We start from the raw sequence: 20,904 nt of genomic DNA on the forward strand, positions 1-20,904 counted from the left end.
AAAAGCCGGCACATCGATGTGCCGGCTTTTTTACTTTTTGTGCTGCCATTTGTAGGTGGCGACGGTTTTTGCCGGGATGACGGCTTCGAACTGCCGGTTCCCTGAAACAACGTGGAATTTTTGGTCGGCGGATGTCTGGTTGATGACGACTGTTACAATAGATTGATCAGGATTAAGGAACGAGACATTCGTGACGGTGTTTTTGGAGCCGTAATTACTTTCTATCCGTTTGGCTCCGCGCTCGACAAATTTTGAAAAATTGCCCGTCATATGATAGATCGGGATATTCCAATAGCGGTCGGGGTTTTTAGCATCCTGAATAAATAGCGTCGGGTCCGGGGTGCCTATCCAATGGTGCGTCTTGATTTGACTGTCGAGCATCGTCACCCACGCATTGTAGCTGGACGTGCCATTGCGGAAATACTGCGCGATCCGGTCCGCCCCTGCCGTCCCCCAGACGGACCGCTCCGTTAAGTGAATTGATTTATCGGGGTATCTTCTTCCGATTTCCGACATAACGGAAAGGTCTCCGTCATAATCATGGAAAGCAATGCCGTCTGCCGCCTTATTTCCTTTTTTATCATCTAAAATCGGCGGAATGTAGTTCCACGCCCCGCTTGCATTGTGATCATAAATCCAAATTTTCGTGTCAATTACGTGTTTTTTCAATTCCTTTTTCACGGCTATCGCCAGTTTGCGCTGCTGAGACGGCGGCATGTACATGCTCGGATAGTCGATTTCCAGCAAAGGTTCATTTTGAAGGGTCATCGCATAAATCGGGATTCCCTGCTTTTCGTATGCTTCAATAAATTTGCGGAAATAAACGGCCAGCTCACCGATATATTGATCTTTCAGCTTTCCCCTCTTGAGGTTTTCATTCGTTTTCATCCATGCCGGCGGGCTCCACGGTGAGGCAATGATTTTCAGCTTCGGATTGATCGCCAGCGCTTCCTTGATGGTTGATGTAATGTGTAAATCAATATCCTTTTGAATCGAGAAATTTTTGAGTTGTGGATCTTTTTGGCCCTCAGGCATATCGTCATATGTGTAAAATTCCTGTGCCGTAAAATCTGATGTCCCTATCGTTATGCGCATGACGTCCATGCCGATGCCTTCATTGGGATCAACCAGTTTTTTCAACACTTCTTTTCTTTTTCCGGGAGACATTTTCGATAAATTATGAATGGTCGATTCTTCCAAAGATGATCCTATGCCTAACACACTTTGATAACGGTGCGATGGATCAATATACACGGCAGCGGAGTCAGAAGGCTTCTTTTTTGTCAATGTCAGGGATTTTTGTTCGTCTAAGGCGTATTTCACTTCTAGCGGCCCGTCATACCACGTACGGGAAGCCGGATCTTTTTCCGAGCTGTACCACACCCTGACTTTATTTTTGTCCGGAGCCTTCCGATCAGCCGCATGTGCTTCGGTTTCCAAGCTGCTTGAAAATAGAAAGGAAAGCAAAAGAAAAGCAACCGTAATGGACAGACCTTTTTTAATAAACATTATCGTCATTCCCTTCCTGGTTTATGAATGCGCTTTCAAATATACTGTTAAAAAGAAGGCTTTACACAGTTGTGAAGCCTTCTCTTTTAACATACACCTTTAGGATACAAATGAGCCGTTTGTTTCAATCACTTTTTTATACCATTCAAATGAGTCTTTCTTGAATCGCTTCATTGACCCATTGCCTTCATTATCCCGATCAACATAAATCATACCGTAGCGTTTTTTCATTTCACCGGTTGTAAATGATACGATATCGATAATTCCCCATGGTGTATATCCCATTACATCCACACCATCATATGTGACCGCTTTTTCCAAAGCTTTTATATGTGACGCTAAATATTCTATTCTCGCTGTGTCATGGATTGAACCGTCCTCTTCTAACGTGTCAATAGCGCCGAATCCGTTTTCCACGATAAATAACGGAATCTGATAGCGGTCGTATAAGCGGTTTAATGTGTACCGTAAACCGGTCGGATCAATCGCCCATCCCCAATCACTCGCTTTAATATAGGGATTTTCCACACCGTTTGGCAATCCTCCGTTTACGACATCCCCGGTATTATCGTTTATCACGTCACTTTTTACGGTAGTGGACATGTAATAACTGAATCCGAGATAATCCACCCTGCCGTTTTTCAAAATCTCTTCATCACCGTCTTCAAAGCGGATCCGGTAGCCCTCTCTTTCAAACTCTTTTAACGCATAGCTCGGATAATATCCGCGAACCTGCACATCCGGGAAGAAAAAGCGCTGCCTCATCGTTTCCTCAGCCAGCATCACATCTTCCGGATTGGATGAGTAAGGATAAATCGGGACATGTGATACCATGGCTCCGATCCTGAAATCGGGGTTGATTTCCTTTCCCTTTGAAACAGCCAATGCGCTTGCCAGCAATTCGTGGTGGCCGGCTTGGTACATGACTTCTTTTGCGTTTTCGTTTTCTTTGACGGCGACACCTGAGTTCGTCCATAAAAAGATCGGATTATTCACATCCATCTTGTTGTTGATTTCGTTAAACGTCATCCAATACTTCACTTTATGTTTATAGCGTTCAAAACACACTTCAGCGAACTTTACAAAAAAGCCGATTGTGTTTCTGCTTCTGAAACCCCCGTATTCCCTCGCCAAATGCAGCGGCATCTCAAAATGAGACAACGTAATCACGGGTTCAATCCCATACTTCAGCAATTCATCAAACACCCGGTCGTAAAAAGCCAATCCTTCCTCGTTAGGCTCCGTTTCATCACCTTTAGGAAAAATTCTGCTCCAGCCGATAGAGGTTCTTAAACATTTCAGTCCCAGCTCGCTGAATAATGCGATGTCCTCTTTATAACGATGATAAAAATCGATGGCTTCATGATTCGGATAAAATTCCCGCTCTTCAATTGTATCTGTTATTTTCCGGGGCACACCATGCGCGCCCGCCGTCATAACGTCCACTACACTCGGCCCTTTGCCGCCTTTGTTCCAGCCACCTTCGAATTGATGGGCGGCTAGAGCGCCTCCCCATAAAAAGTCTTTTGGCAATGTTCCCATCGTTCATGTCCTCCTTTTTTGACCGCCGCTTGTCAAACCGAATGAATCCGCTTTGCAAGATTGGAAGAATGCTTTGCATTTACATGAAAAGTCAGTTTTCTTATTATACATAAACATTATAATTGTACCGGCACAATTTATCAATGCATAAACAATCATATTTATTTCACAAAATGGCTTTTCAAAACGATTATGCTATAATTCTGAAAGAAGCGGGACAATAAATGAATGAGGAATGTATATGTTAAAATACCAGCAAATCGCGATGGATATTGAAAAATACATAGAAGAGCATCAGCTTCAGCAAGGGGATAAACTGCCTGTGCTGCAAACCTTAATGACCCAGTTTAACGTGAGCAAAAGCACGATCACAAAGTCCTTGGATCTATTAGAAAAAAAGGGAATTGTGTTTCAAGTCAGAGGAAGCGGCATTTTTGTCAGGCGGAATAAAAGAAAAGGGTATATCAGCCTGCTTTCTAATCAGGGATTTAAAGAATCGCTTGAAGATTTTAATGTCACCTCCAAATTATTGGCGCTGGAAGTGAGAAAGCCCACACCTGAGGCTGCGCAAAATCTGAATATGCCGTCTGACGGCGAGGTGTATTATGTCAAACGTATCCGGTATATTGACGGGAAGACATTATGTATCGAGGAGTCATTTTACAACAAATCGATTATTCCGTATTTGAATAAAGAGATCGTATCAGAATCAATATTTGATTATATTAGGGAAGGTCTCGGATTGAAGCGCGGGTTTGCGGATCTATACTTGTATGCGGGGATGTTAAATGATGAAGAAGCGGAGTACTTAGGACTGTTTACAGGAGCGCCTAAACTTTGCGTTGAAACGATTTTTCATTTAACTAACGGCCAGCCGTTCGACTTTTCAAAAGTCACCTATCACTATGAACAATCACAGTTTTTCATCCAGGCGAACAGCTACCTTTTTGAACAGGAAACGACGTAAGCAGGATTGCAAACAGAAAACACCCAATGCGTGACAGACGCACTGGGTGTTTTTTTTACTTCTTCATGTTCTGATTTAATGTTTCAACGGCTTTTTTCATTTGTGTATCGTTGTCTGCAAGCTGTTTTTGCAGATCTGTCATCAATTTTGCCGTTGTATCTCCTGTTAAAATGCCTGTTTCTTTCAGTTTCTTTTTTGCCTGAAATTGTTTGACGGCCTGTTCAAATGCTTTGTCATATGTGCCGTTTACATTCACGCTGTATCCCAGCGCTTTCAGCATTTTTTGCGCATTGGTGACGTCCGTTCCGGAATCGCCGTATTTGTACGTTTTTTTCGCATCTAAAAACGGCAGGTTCGCATAATCAGGCAGCTTAACCTGATATTGCGGTTTAATGCCTTTTTTATGAATCCACTCTCCGTCCGCTGTCAGCCATTTTGCGATTGTCAGTTTAACGGTTGAACCGTCGCTGTAATCTTTTGCCGTCTGAACGGTCCCTTTTCCGAACGTTTTCTCTCCGATCAGCGGAATCCCTGATGATTCATGCAGCGCAGCTGACATGATTTCCGCGGCGCTCGCGGTGCCGTCATTGACGAGGACGACTGTCGGTTTTGTCACTTTGCGCTCTTTCGTTGCTTTCATGACCTCTTTCGTGCCGTCTTTGTATTCGACCTGCATAATATTTTTCCCTTTATCGATAAACATGTTGCTCATTTTGATGGCTTCGTCCATCAGGCCGCCCGGGTTGCCTCTTAAATCCAGAATGTATCCTTTTGCTCCTTGTTTTTCGAGTTTGTCAATGGCTGAATTCAGCTCTTTTGCCGTCGATTCGGAGAAAGATGTGATTTGGATTTCGCCGATGTCTCCTTTTTTCATTTCAGAGTACACCGTTTCAACCGGAATGGTGTCACGTTTGATCGACAGGTTCAGATCGCCGACACCCGCTCTGTGCAGCACAAGCTTGACACTTGTCCCCTTTTTGCCGCGGATTAACGCGACGGCTTCGTTTACATTCAAGCCTTTGACGCTTTTGCCGTCAACCTTCAAGATCTGATCATTCGGTTTAATCCCCGCTTTTTCCGCAGGAGACCCTTTGATCGGTGATACGATCAGAATGCTGCCGTCCTTTTCTTCCACTTGTGCGCCGATACCTTCAAACGAAGCGGAAATTGTTTCTTCAAACGACTTTCCTTCCTGAGGGTCCATATAAGAAGAATACGGATCATCCAGGGAACTGATCATGCCTTTTATCGCTCCGTCTACTAATTTGCTGTCATCTGTTTTTTGATAGTAATCACTTTTAATCTGCTCATAGGCTTTATTGAATTTCTCAAATTTGCTGTTCGTCAAAGCAGCCGAGCCTTGTCCGAAAATGGTCGTATTGCCCGTAATAAACAGCGTAAGCGCCGAGGCTGCGACCGCAGTGATCAATATGATAAAAAACAGTTTAAATTGCCGCTTCAAGAAAACACCACCTTTTTATTCTTACATTATTATCATAGACGAACGCTCATTCGTCAACTTCAAACGTGAGGCGCCCTTCTTTCCCGTTTACCCAAACCTATGCTTTTCTCCCAACATATGCTGAGGAAGAAAGGAGGATTCGGACTTTGAGCAAATATTTAGAAATGCTGTCCTTATTCGGAGTCGGAGGGGCTCACCCCGGCGGACTCGCTTTTTCTAAAGCCGTTCTCGCAAAAGCGGCTCCTCCTTCTGGCGAACCGATCCTTGACGCCGGCTGCGGAACGGGACAGACGGCCGCTTATCTCAGCCACCTGCTGTATCCCGTCACCTGTGTTGATAAAGATCCCCTTATGCTTGAAAAGGCAGCAAAGCGATTTGCCGCTGAAGGCTTAACCATTCAAAGCTATTTGGCTGAGCTTGAGCGGCTTCCGTTTACTGAAAATCAGTTTTCTGCCGTTCTCTCTGAATCAGTTCTCACCTTTTCAAAGCTTGATTCAGCGCTGTCTGAAATACTGCGGGTCCTTAAACCCGGGGGCATGCTGATCGGCATTGAGGCAGCTTTGAAAAAACCCCTGCCGGAAAACGCTGTCACGCAGTTAAAAGACTTCTACGGTTTTACTGTATTGCAGGATGAAGCGGCATGGAAGCAGAGATTGCTTCAGCAAGGCTTTCAAAAAGCGGATTTCATTCCCGCTTTCTATGAAAACAATGCGCAGGAACCGACTACAGAAATGGATTTATCGCCCGTTATCCAGCCTGCTCACTACGATACGCTGACGGCTCATTACGATCTTATGCAGAAGTACGGTGAATATATGGGACACTGCGCTTTTATCGCTTACAAGTAAAACGGCGATTGTCCTCCTGTTTTCGTCCAACCTTTTTTGCGCACTCTATCATAAGCTGACATAGAAAGATAGGTTGGATAGGAGGAGAAAAGATGCAAAACTATTATCATCTTTGCCGGCAGCACCATGGAAAAGTAGCAAGAATTACAGAACGAAACGGCAGAGTCCACGTCGGTAGAATCGTACGGGTGACAAACACTAAAGTGTATATCGCCCCTGTCGGCGGCCGTCACAGAGGGTACGGATTCGGTTATTGGGGTGGAGGCTGGGGAGGCTGGGGAGCAGCCTACGGTATCGGCCTTGGTTTAATTACCGGATTTGCGCTTGGAGGTTTGCTCTTCTGGTAATAAAGAAAGCCCGCTAAATCTTTTTTAAAAGCGGGCTTTTTCTTATTATACTTTCTTTACTTCATTAAAATATTCTTCAAGTGTTAACTGATGGTCATGGATGGCTTTTGCCGCTTTTTTGCCTACATAACGCAAATGCCATGGCTCATACTCATACTTTGTTACATTTTCTTTGCCTTTAGGATAGCGGATGATAAAGCCGTATTCATACGCATGGTCTTTCACCCATTTGCCGTCAGCCGTGTTTCCGAAGGCTTCATTCAGCTCATATCCGTTGCTTTTGCTGGAAATATCCATGGCAAGCCCCGTCTGGTGTTCACTTTGCCCGGGGTATGCGACGGCTTCTTTCGCTTTCTTTTCACCTTTCAGACTGACTTCATTATCGAAAATAACTTTTTGTCTGTCATAAGAGCGATATCCAGAAACGGCAACCAGGTCATAGCCTTCTTTTTTCCCCGCGTTGAACAATTCCGCCAAAGCATCGGCAGCAGGTTTGCGGATATATCGTTTCTCAATTTTCTCAGTGAAAGAAAATTCAACTTTCGGGATGACGAGATCCTTCGGTTTATAATCTCCCGGCAGCGTGTATGTCTTATTCACGAGCGCAAGTGTATTTGTCGGGTTTTGAATGGTTTCAAGCCCGTTCACTTCTTTAATGTCATTAAAATATTTGCTCTCCAATACAAAATCGCTGTCTTCTGTCTTCGTTGTTTTTTTGTTTGATGTGTCATCTGATTGTTTTGTTTGAGCCGTTGTTTTTGTGTCCTTATGGCTGTCGCCGCCTGAAATGCTGCAGCCGGTGCCCACGATTGCGGTTACGCTGAGAGCAGCAGCAAGCGAGAACCATTTAGTGGATTTCTTCATTTTACCCGTACCTTTCTTTTTTTGAATCAGAGCGTTGCATAAAGAAGAGGGCTGCTTTTATCAGCATGACCCTCATCTCAAGTTTACGATACAGTATGCAGCGCCAGTTTTATCATATCATGAAAAGTCGTTTGACGCTCTTCTGCCGTTGTCTCTTCTCCGGTTAACACGTGATCGCTTACAGTCAGGATAGACAGCGCTTTTTTGCCGTATTTTGCGGCAAGCGTATATAAAGCAGTCGTTTCCATTTCTACGCCGAGGACGCCGTATCTCGCAAGCTTTTCGATTTGCGAGTCTTCATTGTAAAACTGATCGGCGGTGAATACGCTTCCGACGGCTACAGGAAGGTTATTTTTTTGCGCTTCCTGGTACGCTTTATGAAGAAGGTCGAAATCTGCGCAAGGCGCATAATCTACACTTCCGAAAGCGACACGGTTCATCTGTGAATCGGTTGAAGACGTCATAGCCAAAATTACGTCCCGCACCTTCACGTCATTACGGATGGCTCCGCATGAACCGACTCTGATCAGGTTTTGAACATCATAGCTTTGAATCAGTTCATTCACATATATAGAGATAGACGGAACACCCATGCCGGTGCCTTGCACTGATATTTTTTTACCGTTATATGTACCCGTAAATCCGTACATTCCTCTGACTTCATTATAGCATTCCACATTTTCAAGGTAAGTTTCCGCAATAAATTTCGCTCTCAGCGGATCTCCCGGCAAAAGCACTGTATCCGCAATCTGACCTTTTTCTGCGTTTATATGTACACTCATTTCCATTTCCTCCTGCCTATTCAAACTCCCACCCATTGTACACTGAATAACGGTAAGAGACAATCATCAGCATTGATCAGAGCGATCTTGGGCAGAATATGCGGGATGACAGCCTAAGAAAAAGGAGTGAGCATAAATGGGCAAAAAACAGCGCAACCGGGTGACCGGTCAGAAAAAGAACAATCACGTACCCGTTTCAGACGTGATTGCGGCTGATGAAGCGCATGGAAAAGAGCATTCCGCCGCTAAACGGAAGCCTTAAAACAAAACGGAAGCCGGCTGAACATTCAGCCGGCCCCGTCTTACCTCGGCTGGACGAGCAAACGGTTGATTTTGCTCCATCCCGCAGGGTTAAGCCTGTAATAGGTCTTTCCTTTTCTTCCTTCGTCTATAAGTATGACATCTCCGGTCGCTATGAATCTGGCTTGATAGTCGTTTGGAACCGTATCAGGCACATTAAATACAGAAAATGCCCTTTCCAGTGCGTCTTGATGATTGTCAGCGGCCAGCTCTGTCCGATAGACGACCCTGTATCCCTTTTTCTCGCCGTAGCGGGGTGTTTGAAAAATCGTCACATCATAGGCACAAGTCTTTTTTTTAAACACGGGCAGCGATAACAGCATCAAGATCCCTCCCTCTTATTTCTTAATAGTATTAGCGTTTTTTCTCATTTTTCCTGTCTCTATTTTTGTCGAAACGGGTGATACTTTTCGTCAAAGAGCGCAAATAGAGAGACGAGGCAAAGTCCGAGACTGAATCCGGCAAGAACATCCGTCGGAAAATGAGCGCCTAAATAAATTCTGCTGAACCCGATCAGGATGACGAGAACTCCGGTAAAGACGGAGACGGCCCGCTTTCTTCTCGTGAAGAAAGGAACGTGCTTGATTAAAAAGTAGGCGATGACGGGATATATCACTGCCGAATTCATGGAGTGGCCGCTCGGAAAGCTGTATGAGGTTTCATGGACGAGCGGCTCAAAAGCGGGTCTGGCTCTTTCGATCAATTCTTTTATTTTTATGTTTATTATTCGTTCAATGAGGAAGAGAAGCGGCAAAAACACAACATCCGGCGTTTTTTTGTACATATACAGGGCTGCTCCCGTCAATAGAAGAAGCGGTAAAAGCACCGCGGTCGTGCCGAGCTCTGTTATCCATAACATCCATTCATTCAGCCAGGCAGCCCTGATGCTGACCGCCGCTTCTATCACCCTCTCGTCAAAAACCCGGACAGCATCGATCCGGATGGCTGCTGCGAGCAGAATAAACAATGCGAAAAGACCTGCTGGCTTGTACAACGTTTTCCCCCCATTTTTCATTCTCCCGAGCCGATTGAAAAAACCGAAGCTTTTTTCACTTCGGTTCCGCAGTTTCAGTCTTCATCAAGCTCTTCGTCTATCATACATTTTTCTAATAAATAATCAAAGGTGATGTCGGCTATTTCAAAGATCTCCTCTTCACTCGGTATGTACCCGCGCATAGCAAGCTGACTGTAAAAAAAATCGGCTATCTCTTCTGTGTCAATCACAAGATCTATTTCTTTCATGCAAACACCGCCTCCTTTTTTATGTTTTATGAAAAAACCCTTCAAATTATACCCGAAAGTTCTAATCGCTTTGTCCGCTCATATACTTTTTAAAAAACAAGCCCCCGGAGGGAGAAAAGATGATGACGAAAATGATGGCTTTTTTGGACGGAGATGGATTTGATATCGTATTGGAAAAAGTGCTGAAAGGAATGTCGTTTGTCATCTTTGCCGGCTGTCTGCCCTGGTTTTTATATGTCACCGTCCGTTTTTTTGCCGGCTAGCTGAAATGCTCCCGCAGGCTTTCCAGCACAAAATTCATCATATCTTTATATTCTTCGTCACCGAACATATCATAAAGAATCTTATAATCGTTATAAATATCAAGGAGCTCATCTACAATCGATACCGCCAGCACATGCAGGGTATCAAGATCATCAGCATCGCCTTCAAACTGAAGAAGAGCGGACGCGGCGGTATCCTCGCCGATCTCATGAGATGCTTCCCCAACATAGTGGACAAACAGCAGCTGATGCACAAACTGATCCATTTCATATTTTCTCAGAACCAGCGTGAGATCCTCTTCCTCCGTTTCAAGCCACTCTCCGTCTTTCAGCCGAGTCAGCTCATAAATAATATCCTCCCAGCCATCCTCTAAATATCTCCATATTTCAGTTCTGTGGCCGATGATACGGAATAATTCTTTTCCGTAGTCCTTTACATATACGACGTCGCCGATCAGAAACTCATATTCAATATCCAATTTTTCCATATCGACGATTACACCCTCATAATCTTTATAAAGCTGGATGGACGATTCAAAATAAAGCACTTCATTATGGTTGACTTCGTAAAGATAATGTTTATCAATTTGATGAACCTTCGTAATGGTGCCGACGGTTCCGTACATCACGACGACCACGATATCTCCCACTTGAAATTTCGGTTTATTTGGCTTCATGCTGTCTCCCCCTTGCCGCGGACTGTCATACGCTATCGTATGCCGGCCGTCATTATTTCGCATGGGCATGAAAACTACAGGAAATATCCATTTCTGCACCTGTTCAACATGTCAAAAAAACCGCACAATGTCATGTGCGGTTTTTCGTCAGGCGTGATGCACCTCGGTCTCATATTTTTCCCAAGCCTCATCAAATGTCGACATCGTTTCTAAATAATCGGCGCTCAGTTCTAAATACGAACTGAGCTCATGATAATCGCTTGACGTTTTCGGAAAGCCATGGTCTTCGTATGCCTGATTCGCAAATCGGCTGATTGCGTCCTGCGGCTTAGGATGCCTGTATTTCATTAAATAGTGGTAAAAGGATTTCATGGGTTTCCCCTCCTGATGACTGTCTTTTGTTGTACTATTATACATTTCAAAAGTGAAATTACAACAAAAGAAGACTAGGAGAAGTCAAAATAATTCCGTTTCAATATCCGTTCTGTCTGCATCAGCTCTTGATATGTGAGTGTTTCCGGTAATTTTTTGGCGTCGACTAAAAAAAGCTGATTTTCGATTTCGCCTATGACCGCTTCCTCCTGATACGTCATGCCGCAGGAAGAACAAGCGAACGCGGGTGTGTCTGTAATTTCTATGGCCCTCGTACCGTCAGGAAGCTCCCAGTATACAGCCGACTGACAAGCTGACGCCTTCTGATTGCCGCACCACTCGCATGGCTTCACGGCGATTCACCTCCGACTTCCGAGCCTTCTTTTTTCTGCTGTGCTATAAATTTCTTTTCTTTTAATTCATCTCTCTTTTCCCTCCGGTCTTTCAGCGTTTCATGATCAGGGTTAGAAGTAAACGCTTTCCTCCTGCTGATTCTCGATACATTTTCCGGTGTAAAAGAGACCTCTTTATCCGCGAAAATAGCGCTTAGTCCGACCGGTTCGCGTTTGGCCATCGTTCCCGGAAAAACAGATTCAAAATAGTCGTCGGCTTGATTCGGGATATAGTTTTCCGGTTCGGGATAAGATGTAATCACCCCTTCAAAGTTTCTGATCACAACTTTCTCCGGACTTTGGGAGAGCAAATAGTTCGGCTGCAGGGCAATTTTTCCGCCTCCGCCTGGGGCATCGACGACAAAAGTCGGCACGGCAAAACCCGTCGTATGCCCCCTCAGCCCTTCAATGATTTCCAGACCTTTTGACACGGGCGCTCTGAAATGACCGATTCCCTCTGACAAATCACATTGATAAATATAGTACGGGCGGACGCGGATTTTCACTAAATCATGCATGAGCTTTTTCATAATCGGCACCGAATCGTTAATGCCCGCCAAAATAACGGCCTGGTTTCCGACCGGAACACCTGCGTTGACAAGCTTTTCACACGCCTCAACCGATTCTTCCGTCAGTTCGATGCTCGTATTAAAATGGGTGTTCAGCCAGACCGGATGATATTTTTTCAGAATCTGACAAAGGTTATCCGTTATCCGCTGCGGAAAAACGACAGGCGCTCTCGTTCCGATCCGGATAATTTCGAGGTGAGGAATGTCGCGAAGGTTTTTCAAAATATATTCGAGAATCTGATCGTTAATTAAAAGCCCGTCACCGCCGGAAATGAGACAGTCACGTATTTCAGGCGTTTCCCGAATATAAGCGATCGCCGCATCAAGCTGTTTTTTCGGCACGCCCATCCCGATCTGCCCGGAAAAGCGCCTTCTGGTGCAGTACCGGCAGTACATCGAGCATTGGTTTGTCACGAGAAAAAGAACGCGGTCGGGATAGCGGTGCGTAAGGCCGGGCACTGGCGAATCTTCATCTTCAAACAGCGGATCTTCGAGGTCATATTTCGTTTTGTGCATTTCTTCTGACAGCGGCACGGACTGCATGCGGATCGGACATCTCGGGTTATCGGGATCCATTAAGGAAGCATAATAAGGCGTAATGTTCAGAGGAATCGTTTTTACAGACATTCTGACGCCTTCTTCTTCCTCCTCTGTCAAATGAATGACTTTTTTCAGGTCATCGACGGTTCTTACAGTATGAGTGAGCTGCCACAGCCAATCATTCCACTTTTCTTCCGGCACATCCTTCCATAATTCAATCTCCTTCCAATGACGCTTCGGCTGAAACCATTTATTTGTCAAACGAATTCCTCCTTATGAATGGCTGAAACGTAATGTCTTGCACCATATATTCATATTTTCGAGCCCTTCTGAAATCCGGCAGTTGTTCACAAGCCTGCCTCTGTAGCCGTATCCCGCATGATACAAAACGGCATTCATCCCGTAAGAGGCTGCACGGGCCAAGGAAAAAAGATGAATGGTTCCCCGGCCCGAAAGTTCCTGCTCCAAGGCTTTGAACAGGTGTGCCGTTACGGAATTTCCTCTGTAATCTGACAGAACTGCGCAATCGGTCATTTCAGCGTGCCCCAATACGGGATTGAGATCCGCGCTTGCCGCGCCGATAAGACGTTCCTGATCGAAGGCGGCATAATAGATGGTGTTTTCTCTCATTGTTTTTTTTATATAAAGGGGGTTAAAGACAGGAGTAGGATAGGTGAGAAAAACATGTTTATATAAGTGCGATAAGCTGTCTGCATCATCTTCATCCGCTTTTCTGAATATGAGCTTGCTTTCTGTCTGGGTCAGTTCCCGCCGCGGTGTCTCATATAAACGGTCAACAGTCGAATCTTCCGATACATATGAATCTGACTGTCTCCGTTTCTCTGATAAATAACGCACCATCACAGCAGCCTCATGTCCATTGTAATATCCGTCTATAACCCCCTCATGAATAAAGAGATGCTTGACAAGTTCCGGCTCATCGCCGCGCTTGGCAAAGAAAATCACCTTTTGGGCCCCTTCTTGCTTCGCTTCTGCCAAAACAGCCGGAATAAGCGCCTCGGGCTGCCCGTCATAACGAATGACCCTGAGCCGCTCGTTGAAACGGTCTGCATCAATCTCGGCCGATCCGCTTTCAGCCCTCAGTTCCTTTTTCAGCTCTGCCACCTCCATCTGCCACCCCGCACCATTCCATCATAAAAAGAGAAATGATTTTGATGGCATCAATTAACGCCCGGACTTCAATATATTCATTTGCCTGGTGCGCCGCTTTGACTTCTCCCGGCCCGAAGACAATGACAGGCGTCTGCCCCGCATGATGCAAAAGCCCCCCGTCCGTTCCCCACGGAGACGCTTCACGTATCGGTTTTGCCCCTTTCATTTTCTCAAAAGAAGATTCCAAAGCGGAAATCAGCGGATGGTCATCCGGGAGATCGTTCGGAAGCCACTGAGCTCCAAACCATTCAACTTCCGCCGGATGGTGTTTAAACCACTCATCCCGGTATTCCAAATCTTTGAGCCAGCTTGCGAGCTCTTCTTTTACGGCTTCAGGCGTTTCATCCGGAGCTATCCCGCACCTGCCTTCTATCACGACACGGTCAGCTACCGAAGATGGCCACGTTCCGCCTTGGACGGTGCCGATATTAATGGGAACCGGAATCGGAACATCCCGGTAGAGCGGGTCCGTGATGCGGGCGTTGCGAACGTGTTCCAGCTCTTTGAGCGCTGTGATGACATGCAGGCTTTTTTCAATCGCGCTCACCCCTTCATAGCGGGTGCCGCCGTGTGCGGACAATCCTCTTACCGTAATGCGGAACCACATAGACCCTTGCTGCTTCACAAACAGCTTTAAATTAGTCGGTTCCGGAATAAGCGCCCCGTCAGCCTTATAGCCTCTCATAACCGTCGAAAGCGTTCCTGCGCCGCCGCACTCTTCATCTACGACACTTTGAAACAGAACATCTCCTTTTAACGTAACCCCGCAGGCTTCAAGTGCTTCTAATGCAAACAAGAGAGCTGTATTTCCGCCTTTCATATCCGTTGAACCGCGGCCGTAAATTTTGCCGTCCTTTTCAACAGCGGTAAACGGTTCATACGTCCATGCGGCGGGATTTCCTTCCGGGACAACATCAATATGTCCGTTCAGTATCAGTGATCTCCCGCCGCCGGCTCCTTTCTTTATGGCGGTAATATTCGGGCTTTCATGAAAGTCTTTACGTTCCGATACAAAATAAGGATGCTCTTTCAATTGTTTGACATTCGGTTCCCACACATCAATATCCATGTCAAACTGTCTCAGTTTTTCTAAAACGACTGCCTGTGCGTTAAATTCATGTCCAAACGTGCTTTTTTCCCCGATCAGCCGTTTCAGCAGACTTACCGCTTTTGCCGCGTTTTCTTCCGCCCACTCAGTTATTTTCTTTTCTAATTGATCCATGGACAGGCCCCCTTTTCAGAAAACATTCTCCCAATCTGATTTCGGCATCCGTTGTTTGGATGACATCGTCTATCGTCGAGCCATTCAGCAGTTCCTCAAGAACGAAAGTCCCATCCTCTATACTGATGACGGCTTTCTCTGTAATAATGAGGTCTGCACAGCCCGAGGCCGTAAGCGGCAATGAACAGCTTTCGACTAATTTCGGCCGGCCCTTCTGATCGGTGTGGCTCATGACGACAACCACTTTTTTCGCACCTTGGGCAAGCTCCATCGCCCCGCCCATTCCCGGCACTTTTTTCCCCGGGACGAGCCAGTTGGCGAGATCACCTGTCCGGCTGACCTGCAATGCGCCTAAAATGGTAATATCAATCAGCCCTTTTCTGATCATGGCAAAAGACAGCGCTGAATCAAAATATGAGGCTCCCTTTACCGTACTGACGGGAAATCCGGCGGCATTGCATAAGAGTTCATCCTCCGCTCCGGGCTCAGGACTTCCTCCTATCCCAAGAACGCCGTTTTCCGCCTGCAGCATCACCTCCATGCCGGCCGGCAGAAAGTTCGGCACTAAAGAAGGAATGCCGATCCCCAGGTTGACAATCATACCTGAGGTAATTTCACTGGCGGCCCGCCTTGCGATACTCTCTCTTTCCGCTATTCCCAAGCCCATTTCCATTTCACTCCTTCACTTTGCACGACACCCTCCACAAAAACGCCCGGTGTTACAATATGCTCGCTGTCAAGTTCGCCGGCCTGCACAATTTCCGCCGCCTCAGCAAAGGTTCTTTCGGCCGCAGCCGCCATCAGAGGGTTCATGTTGCGCGCCGTTTTGTCATACGTCAAATTCCCGAATTCATCAGCAGTATGTGCCGACACAAAAGCAAAATCAGCCGTCAGCGCTTTTTCAACTAAATAGGGTTTTCCGTCAATCGTTACAGTTTCTTTGTTCTCGCAAACGGTTGCGTTATCAATCCCGATATCCGTTAAAATACCGCCAAGCCCCGCTCCGCCTGCGCGAATCCGTTCGGCAAGCGTCCCTTGAGGCGAAAATTCCACCTCCAGCGTTCCGTCAGTCATTTGTCTGCCCGCTACTGGGTTTGAGCCGATATGGGAAGCGATCAGCCGTTTCACCCGTTTATGAACGATAAGCGGGCCAATACCGATTTCCGGAAAGCCGGCATCGTTGCAGATGACAGTCAGCTCTTTAACGCCGCTTTCTAAAATCGCTTCGATTAATGACGGAGGAGACCCCACACCCCCGAAACCGCCGAACATGATGACAGATTCGTCTTTGACATCGGCAATTGCTTCATGAATATCGATTTTTTTATGAAAAATAGACATGTCAGTTCAATCCCTCTTCATCATTTTTTCTGCTTCTTCTGCAGCTAGTGAAAATAGATCTGACAGTTCATCCAGCTCAGCATGGGAAGCCGTCAACGGCGGCGCGATGATAACGGCATCTCCTTCTCCGCTGTCAATGCCGGGCTTTGCAGGATAAATCAGCAGCCCCCGTTTTTTTGCTTCTGTTATCATTTTTTCTGTAAACGCCTGTTTTTTCGAAAAAACTTCCTTTGTCGTTTTATCTTTGACGAACTCCACCCCGATCAGAAGGCCTTTACCGCGGACATCCCCAATCACTCCGCTGCGTTCTTTGATATGTTCTAATTTCCGCCTCAGTATTGCGCCTTTTTCCTCTGCCTGCTGAAGCAGCCCATGTTTCTTGACATAGCGAAGCACCTCAAGCGCCGCTCTTGCACAGTATGGATTGGCGCTGTACGTATGCCCGCTCATAATGACCCCGGAGCCCCGCTTGATCGTATCAATGATGTCATCAGAGGCAACGGCTGCCGCAATCGGAGCGTAACCGGCGCCTAACCCTTTTCCGAGCACCGCGATATCAGGCACGATTCCCCAATGCTCAGAAGCAAGCATCCGTCCTGTTCTTCCGAGCCCCGTCATGACTTCATCCGCGATAAACAAAATACGGTGCCTGCGGCAGACATCCTCAAGCGCTTCATAGTAGCCTGCCGGCGGAGTGATGGCAGCCCCGGCTGCTCCGACAATCGGTTCTGCGACAAAACCGGCGATAAATGAGGCGCCGATCCGTTTAACAGCCGTTTCCAGCTCATCTGCCGCAGCTTTTACAAATTCCTCTCCCTGCAGCTCAGAACGGTACATATTCGGCGCTGAAACGGCAGGAAACCGTTCAAGCATCTGGGTGAAACGGTATCTCCGTTCATAAAACCCTGATAATGAAAGCGCTCCCAAAGTAATTCCGTGGTAACTGCCCCATCTTGATAAAAAGACGGATTTTTGGTATTGGCCTTTTTCCTGCCAATATTGAACGGCCATTTTCATCGCTGTTTCAACTGCCTCTGAGCCGCTGTTTACAAAAAATGACCAATTCAGCCCGCCCGGCAGATGATCAGCCAGAAATAAAGCCAGCTCCTCTGCCGGCGCACTGGTGAATTGCGAGCGATACACAAACGAAACGGAGTCAAGCTGCTCTTTTAAAGCTTGTATAATATCCTCCGTCCCGTGGCCGATATTGCAAGTGACCGCTCCCGATGCCCCGTCAAGATACTTGTTCCCCTCCAGATCATACACATATGATCCTTTTCCATGGCTGACTGTCGGATAGATCCCGTCAAGCTCCGGTTTGATTAAATAACTCCCCATATCTTTCCACCTCAAAAACCCATTTGCTTCATTGTATGAACAGATGAATAACGGCATTCTTATCCTTCAGAAAGTTTTTTTTGCAGAAAATACCTTTTTGTAAAACAGGCTGCCGGAGATGTCCCGACAGCCTGAAGAGCGTTCTCAGTTCTGCTATTTATCTGCTCAGCTCATCATCACAGCAATTTTGATCGGAATCGGCATAAGCAGAAGGCGAAAATTCCCGTCTTCTTTACTGTATGGGAACCAATATTTCACACAAATGATCATTCACCTTTTGTAAGGTGTACCTTTCGATAATGGGCTGATCTCTTACGATTAGATTATTTTTTTCGATCTCTGAAAAAACAGTTTTCCAAAATCCACTGACTGCCTCTTTCGTATGATCAAGCAAGAAAACAGCGTACCTGCCTCCGGAAAATGTACCGATCCGAGCTGGTTCAGGCACATGATCTAGATGAATAACAGCACAAACATCATAGCGGCATTTCTCTTTAGGCGTACGATTCGGATGATCTTGCGGAATTCCTAAAATGACAGAATGATCAAGCAGGCCATTCAATTGCGCCCAATTTTTAAAAGACTCCATAAGTTCTTTATTTTGCTTTCCGCCATACTCCCCGACGTTTCGGAAATAAGCAATTCTTGATTCAGGCAATTCTTCAATTGTTATTTTCACATTTTCGCCCCCTTCTTCAGAAAGGTAATATGTATTAAAATGTTTTTCAAGCTGACTTTGAACATAACAAAAAGCCTGCAGGAAGTGATGTTCTCTGCAGGCTGATTTGCATGATAGGATTTTTTCAGTCTAACAAATAAAAGCCGCACCGACAATGATTAATAAAATAAACAATACCACGATCAGCACGAATGTACTGGTTCCGCCTCCGCAGCCGCCGTATCCAAAGCCATAACTGCCGCATCCCCCATATCCGTATCCGTACATACGAATCACCCTTTCTTCTTACGATATACGGCATTGTATGCGGGCCAACTCCCAATTGTTTTATGCGAATGCCCATCTATGTAAGAAAATAATGAAAAATTGTATGCACACGCCGAAATCTTTTGAAGCCGAGTTTCTCATAAAAGCGGTTTACACCGTCCATCCCGGACGCCACAAGGTATACGGTTTCCATGCCGTTCAGCTTCGCCGCAGCCATCAGCTCGTTCATCAATATCGTTCCGTAGCCTTTCCGCTGAAATTGATCCAGAATTGCAACTTCTTCAATTTTGGCGGTTTTATCCGCTTTGTTGATGAAAAGCTCTCCGCAGCCGATCGGAATCGTTCTGGAGGCATCGCTGTAACACACAACAAGCAAAACCGTCCCGTCCTTATACAAAGGATATTTCCGCTCAAGCTTTTGTTCGGCCGCCGCCTCGCCAATGTAAAGGGCATCATAAATGTTCATAATAGATGACCCGTCAGCAAGACTTTTGTCCGTTCCCCAAGCGGTGAGAGGATGTCCGGCCTGCCGGTCCCCATTTTCCAGCTTCCTTGCGAAAAACAGTTCATCCTCCACTACGTATCCCTGCTTTACCAATGTTTGTTTCAGAAGAAGCGGAAATGTGTGCTCCGGTGACGCTTTCACATGAATATAATTGGTTTGAAGCATGTTCGGAACAGACGCAAAAAACGGAAGCAGTCCGTCTAACGGAAATGTACGGTGCAGCTGAACAAAGTTATGTGAAAAAATCTGCGGCAGCAAAGGGTCTCTATACACACTGTAATGCTCGAACCTCTGCATGCCGGAAGTAAGCTCAATATATTGTTTCTCGGTTTTAGCAAATTGATCGGTCATAAAAGCTCTCCTTTTCCTTACACATCCAACTGCATCTCTCATCCTTTTGTTATATTAAGATTTCTTATAATTTCATCGTACATCGGATAGAACGGCTTTCCAATTGGTAATTGTTTAATTTGCTGAAAGGAAATGGGTAGCGCCTTCTGATTTGCAAAAAAGCGTTTCACTACATCCTGACTGATCGGATGGAGAACCCCTCTCAAATAAACATAAAATTCACGTTCAATGCGAAACAGCATTCTTCCGGGAAGATGCTGAACACAGCCCGATCTCTCCCATCTGATCGGCGGACCGTCCGGCAGCGCTTGGATTTCATCCTGTTCTAAAGCCAGGATGCCGCGGCGTTTAAATTGGTAAAAGCGTAAGGCATTAAGATCAATCAGCCTTTTCGTTCCGTCTTCTACAAAATAGATATGACACTGATCCGTGACGAGCTGAAAATTCGGAATACCGGCAGCGTTCTCTTCCTCGTATTGAAATAAAAAAGGATCCGGAATGACGACGGCTCTTCCTTCATATAGCGGTCGCCAGCGCTCATTGACAAGCTTTCTTTTATTCCGGTCAAGCTGGTATACTTTCTGATCCGTCCCCTTTACAAAAGACCCGTCAACCAGCTCTGACGGAAGCGATTGATACGTGTTCTGGAATGAGTGGGGTGTTTTATAGGTCGTATCCAACACTTCTTTTATCGGCAGAAATGATGTAAATGTGTTGAGCCTGCTCCAAAAAACAGAGTCTCCGTGATTCCAATGCATGACATCTTCGTCCCAAAAACTGCCGTACTTCTCCTTCACACGCCGAAGCAATGACTTCCTGTGCATCACTGAACAGTGATCAACGATAAAAGCAGCCTGGTCAAGCACGTCATCAGCAAAACGATAAAAGTGGAATTGCTCTGTTCCGCGCTCGTTTACATGCACCACCTTCTGACTGGAATAGACGGCATCAAATTCGGTGCATTGATTAAGCGTTTCCGCCATGCGGCTGAGTCTATCCGGATGATATACGGTGTCATCCGTCAGATAAGTGACGTATTCACCTTTAATCCGTGAAAGCGCATCATTAATCAAAACGGCATACCGGGTCGATTTCAGCCGTTCAGCCGGATTGATAAAACTGTTGTAATAGTATATGCGGTGATCTTTTATATACGTACTGATGGCCGCCGAGGTTTCTTCATTTGAATGATCATCCATTACAAACAGCTCCCAATTGCTGTAGGTCTGTTGCAACACACTTTCAATCGCCTGTTTCACGAGATCCGGTTTGTTGTAACTCGTTAAGATAATCGAGATCTTCTTTTCCATCCCATCACCCCTTCTGAACACATAAAAAACGGCTCCGAAAAT

Annotated in this window: 26 protein-coding genes; 5 read left to right on the top strand and 21 right to left on the bottom strand. The window is 45.9% G+C overall.

The window, feature by feature from the left end:
• Positions 1 to 30: 30 nt before the first annotated feature.
• Both ABDB98_RS09935 and bglA read right to left on the bottom strand, forming a co-directional pair.
• Complete coding sequence (locus tag ABDB98_RS09935) at positions 31 to 1,509, bottom strand: glycoside hydrolase family 30 protein (RefSeq protein WP_438420065.1); 1,479 nt, start codon at positions 1,507 to 1,509, stop codon at positions 31 to 33.
• A 99-nt stretch (positions 1,510 to 1,608) separates the two neighbouring features.
• Positions 1,609 to 3,051 (bottom strand): 6-phospho-beta-glucosidase BglA, encoded by a 1,443-nt coding sequence (bglA, locus tag ABDB98_RS09940; protein WP_438420066.1) that lies wholly within the window; start codon positions 3,049 to 3,051, stop codon positions 1,609 to 1,611.
• A gap of 241 nt (positions 3,052 to 3,292) precedes the next feature.
• On the opposite strand from bglA, the gene ABDB98_RS09945 reads away from it, so the two are divergent.
• A complete protein-coding gene (locus ABDB98_RS09945) occupies positions 3,293 to 4,018 on the top strand; it encodes a GntR family transcriptional regulator (RefSeq protein WP_438420067.1) in 726 nt (241 codons plus the stop codon).
• 55 nt (positions 4,019 to 4,073) lie between these two features.
• Here ABDB98_RS09945 and ctpA read toward each other — a convergent pair whose 3' ends face one another.
• Positions 4,074 to 5,480 carry a carboxy-terminal processing protease CtpA gene (gene ctpA / locus ABDB98_RS09950; protein ID WP_438420068.1) on the bottom strand — a complete coding sequence of 469 codons (1,407 nt, stop codon included), beginning with the start codon at positions 5,478 to 5,480 and terminating at the stop codon, positions 4,074 to 4,076.
• 146 nt (positions 5,481 to 5,626) lie between these two features.
• Between ctpA and ABDB98_RS09955 the strand changes: the two genes are divergently transcribed.
• Both ABDB98_RS09955 and ABDB98_RS09960 read left to right on the top strand, forming a co-directional pair.
• Positions 5,627 to 6,328, top strand: coding sequence for a class I SAM-dependent methyltransferase (locus ABDB98_RS09955; protein WP_438420069.1), 702 nt, complete (start codon positions 5,627 to 5,629; stop codon positions 6,326 to 6,328).
• Positions 6,329 to 6,420: 92 nt separating this feature from the next.
• Positions 6,421 to 6,675: a hypothetical protein gene (locus tag ABDB98_RS09960; protein ID WP_060962537.1), complete on the top strand. Its 255-nt coding sequence runs from the start codon at positions 6,421 to 6,423 to the stop codon at positions 6,673 to 6,675.
• A 45-nt stretch (positions 6,676 to 6,720) separates the two neighbouring features.
• On the opposite strand, the gene ABDB98_RS09965 is transcribed toward ABDB98_RS09960, so the two are convergent.
• Positions 6,721 to 7,539 (bottom strand): M15 family metallopeptidase, encoded by an 819-nt coding sequence (locus tag ABDB98_RS09965; protein ID WP_438420070.1) that lies wholly within the window; start codon positions 7,537 to 7,539, stop codon positions 6,721 to 6,723.
• 83 nt (positions 7,540 to 7,622) lie between these two features.
• Positions 7,623 to 8,321 carry a purine-nucleoside phosphorylase gene (gene deoD / locus ABDB98_RS09970; RefSeq protein ID WP_047474591.1) on the bottom strand — a complete coding sequence of 233 codons (699 nt, stop codon included), beginning with the start codon at positions 8,319 to 8,321 and terminating at the stop codon, positions 7,623 to 7,625.
• A gap of 136 nt (positions 8,322 to 8,457) precedes the next feature.
• Here deoD and ABDB98_RS09975 point away from each other — a divergent pair, with 136 nt between their 5' ends.
• On the top strand, positions 8,458 to 8,583 hold the full coding sequence (locus ABDB98_RS09975; RefSeq protein ID WP_003153701.1) for a hypothetical protein: 126 nt from the start codon (positions 8,458 to 8,460) through the stop codon (positions 8,581 to 8,583).
• A gap of 40 nt (positions 8,584 to 8,623) precedes the next feature.
• Here ABDB98_RS09975 and ABDB98_RS09980 read toward each other — a convergent pair whose 3' ends face one another.
• The 3 genes from ABDB98_RS09980 to ABDB98_RS09990 all read right to left on the bottom strand — a co-directional run bounded on the left by ABDB98_RS09980 (position 8,624) and on the right by ABDB98_RS09990 (position 9,863).
• Complete coding sequence (locus tag ABDB98_RS09980) at positions 8,624 to 8,944, bottom strand: YodL domain-containing protein (protein ID WP_003153700.1); 321 nt, start codon at positions 8,942 to 8,944, stop codon at positions 8,624 to 8,626.
• Between the two features lie 59 nt (positions 8,945 to 9,003).
• Positions 9,004 to 9,615 (bottom strand): phosphatase PAP2 family protein, encoded by a 612-nt coding sequence (locus ABDB98_RS09985; RefSeq protein WP_438420071.1) that lies wholly within the window; start codon positions 9,613 to 9,615, stop codon positions 9,004 to 9,006.
• A gap of 74 nt (positions 9,616 to 9,689) precedes the next feature.
• Complete coding sequence (locus ABDB98_RS09990; RefSeq protein ID WP_013352563.1) at positions 9,690 to 9,863, bottom strand: YozD family protein; 174 nt, start codon at positions 9,861 to 9,863, stop codon at positions 9,690 to 9,692.
• Positions 9,864 to 9,982: 119 nt separating this feature from the next.
• Here ABDB98_RS09990 and ABDB98_RS09995 point away from each other — a divergent pair, with 119 nt between their 5' ends.
• Entirely contained in the window at positions 9,983 to 10,126 is a 144-nt protein-coding gene (locus ABDB98_RS09995) for a hypothetical protein (RefSeq protein WP_014418137.1), read from the top strand.
• Here ABDB98_RS09995 and ABDB98_RS10000 read toward each other — a convergent pair.
• The 13 genes from ABDB98_RS10000 to ABDB98_RS10060 all read right to left on the bottom strand — a co-directional run bounded on the left by ABDB98_RS10000 (position 10,123) and on the right by ABDB98_RS10060 (position 20,862).
• The gene (locus ABDB98_RS10000; RefSeq protein WP_016936639.1) at positions 10,123 to 10,803 is read right to left on the bottom strand and encodes a hypothetical protein; all 681 of its coding nucleotides are present in this window, start codon (positions 10,801 to 10,803) and stop codon (positions 10,123 to 10,125) included. The two genes, ABDB98_RS09995 and ABDB98_RS10000, sit on opposite strands and share 4 nt — an antisense overlap.
• Before the next feature lie 147 nt (positions 10,804 to 10,950).
• On the bottom strand, positions 10,951 to 11,175 hold the full coding sequence (locus tag ABDB98_RS10005; RefSeq protein WP_016936640.1) for a YozE family protein: 225 nt from the start codon (positions 11,173 to 11,175) through the stop codon (positions 10,951 to 10,953).
• A 74-nt stretch (positions 11,176 to 11,249) separates the two neighbouring features.
• Positions 11,250 to 11,528 (bottom strand): YokU family protein, encoded by a 279-nt coding sequence (locus ABDB98_RS10010; RefSeq protein WP_016936641.1) that lies wholly within the window; start codon positions 11,526 to 11,528, stop codon positions 11,250 to 11,252.
• The gene (gene ablA / locus ABDB98_RS10015; RefSeq protein ID WP_438420072.1) at positions 11,525 to 12,937 is read right to left on the bottom strand and encodes a lysine 2,3-aminomutase; all 1,413 of its coding nucleotides are present in this window, start codon (positions 12,935 to 12,937) and stop codon (positions 11,525 to 11,527) included. The genes ABDB98_RS10010 and ablA overlap by 4 nt, the downstream gene beginning before the upstream one ends.
• A 12-nt stretch (positions 12,938 to 12,949) precedes the next feature.
• On the bottom strand, positions 12,950 to 13,792 hold the full coding sequence (gene ablB / locus ABDB98_RS10020) for a putative beta-lysine N-acetyltransferase (RefSeq protein ID WP_438422132.1): 843 nt from the start codon (positions 13,790 to 13,792) through the stop codon (positions 12,950 to 12,952).
• Positions 13,770 to 15,071: a peptidase gene (locus tag ABDB98_RS10025; protein WP_438420073.1), complete on the bottom strand. Its 1,302-nt coding sequence runs from the start codon at positions 15,069 to 15,071 to the stop codon at positions 13,770 to 13,772. Before ABDB98_RS10025 ends, ablB begins: the two co-directional genes overlap by 23 nt.
• On the bottom strand, positions 15,043 to 15,738 hold the full coding sequence (locus ABDB98_RS10030; RefSeq protein WP_438420074.1) for a 3-oxoacid CoA-transferase subunit B: 696 nt from the start codon (positions 15,736 to 15,738) through the stop codon (positions 15,043 to 15,045). Before ABDB98_RS10030 ends, ABDB98_RS10025 begins: the two co-directional genes overlap by 29 nt.
• Positions 15,723 to 16,412 carry a CoA transferase subunit A gene (locus tag ABDB98_RS10035; RefSeq protein ID WP_016936646.1) on the bottom strand — a complete coding sequence of 230 codons (690 nt, stop codon included), beginning with the start codon at positions 16,410 to 16,412 and terminating at the stop codon, positions 15,723 to 15,725. The genes ABDB98_RS10030 and ABDB98_RS10035 overlap by 16 nt, the downstream gene beginning before the upstream one ends.
• 6 nt (positions 16,413 to 16,418) lie before the next feature.
• Complete coding sequence (locus ABDB98_RS10040) at positions 16,419 to 17,750, bottom strand: aspartate aminotransferase family protein (protein ID WP_438420075.1); 1,332 nt, start codon at positions 17,748 to 17,750, stop codon at positions 16,419 to 16,421.
• Positions 17,751 to 17,982: 232 nt separating this feature from the next.
• Positions 17,983 to 18,429, bottom strand: coding sequence for an AraC family transcriptional regulator (locus ABDB98_RS10045; protein WP_438420076.1), 447 nt, complete (start codon positions 18,427 to 18,429; stop codon positions 17,983 to 17,985).
• Between the two features lie 129 nt (positions 18,430 to 18,558).
• Positions 18,559 to 18,696, bottom strand: coding sequence for a YjcZ family sporulation protein (locus tag ABDB98_RS10050; protein WP_016936649.1), 138 nt, complete (start codon positions 18,694 to 18,696; stop codon positions 18,559 to 18,561).
• 76 nt (positions 18,697 to 18,772) lie between these two features.
• Positions 18,773 to 19,552, bottom strand: a complete 780-nt coding sequence (locus ABDB98_RS10055) for a GNAT family N-acetyltransferase (RefSeq protein ID WP_438420077.1) — start codon at positions 19,550 to 19,552, stop codon at positions 18,773 to 18,775.
• Positions 19,553 to 19,590: 38 nt separating this feature from the next.
• Positions 19,591 to 20,862 (bottom strand): glycosyltransferase family 2 protein, encoded by a 1,272-nt coding sequence (locus ABDB98_RS10060; protein ID WP_438420078.1) that lies wholly within the window; start codon positions 20,860 to 20,862, stop codon positions 19,591 to 19,593.
• Positions 20,863 to 20,904 lie beyond the last annotated feature (42 nt).

The organism is Bacillus siamensis (assembly GCF_051628075.1).
Taxonomy (GTDB): domain Bacteria; phylum Bacillota; class Bacilli; order Bacillales; family Bacillaceae; genus Bacillus; species Bacillus siamensis.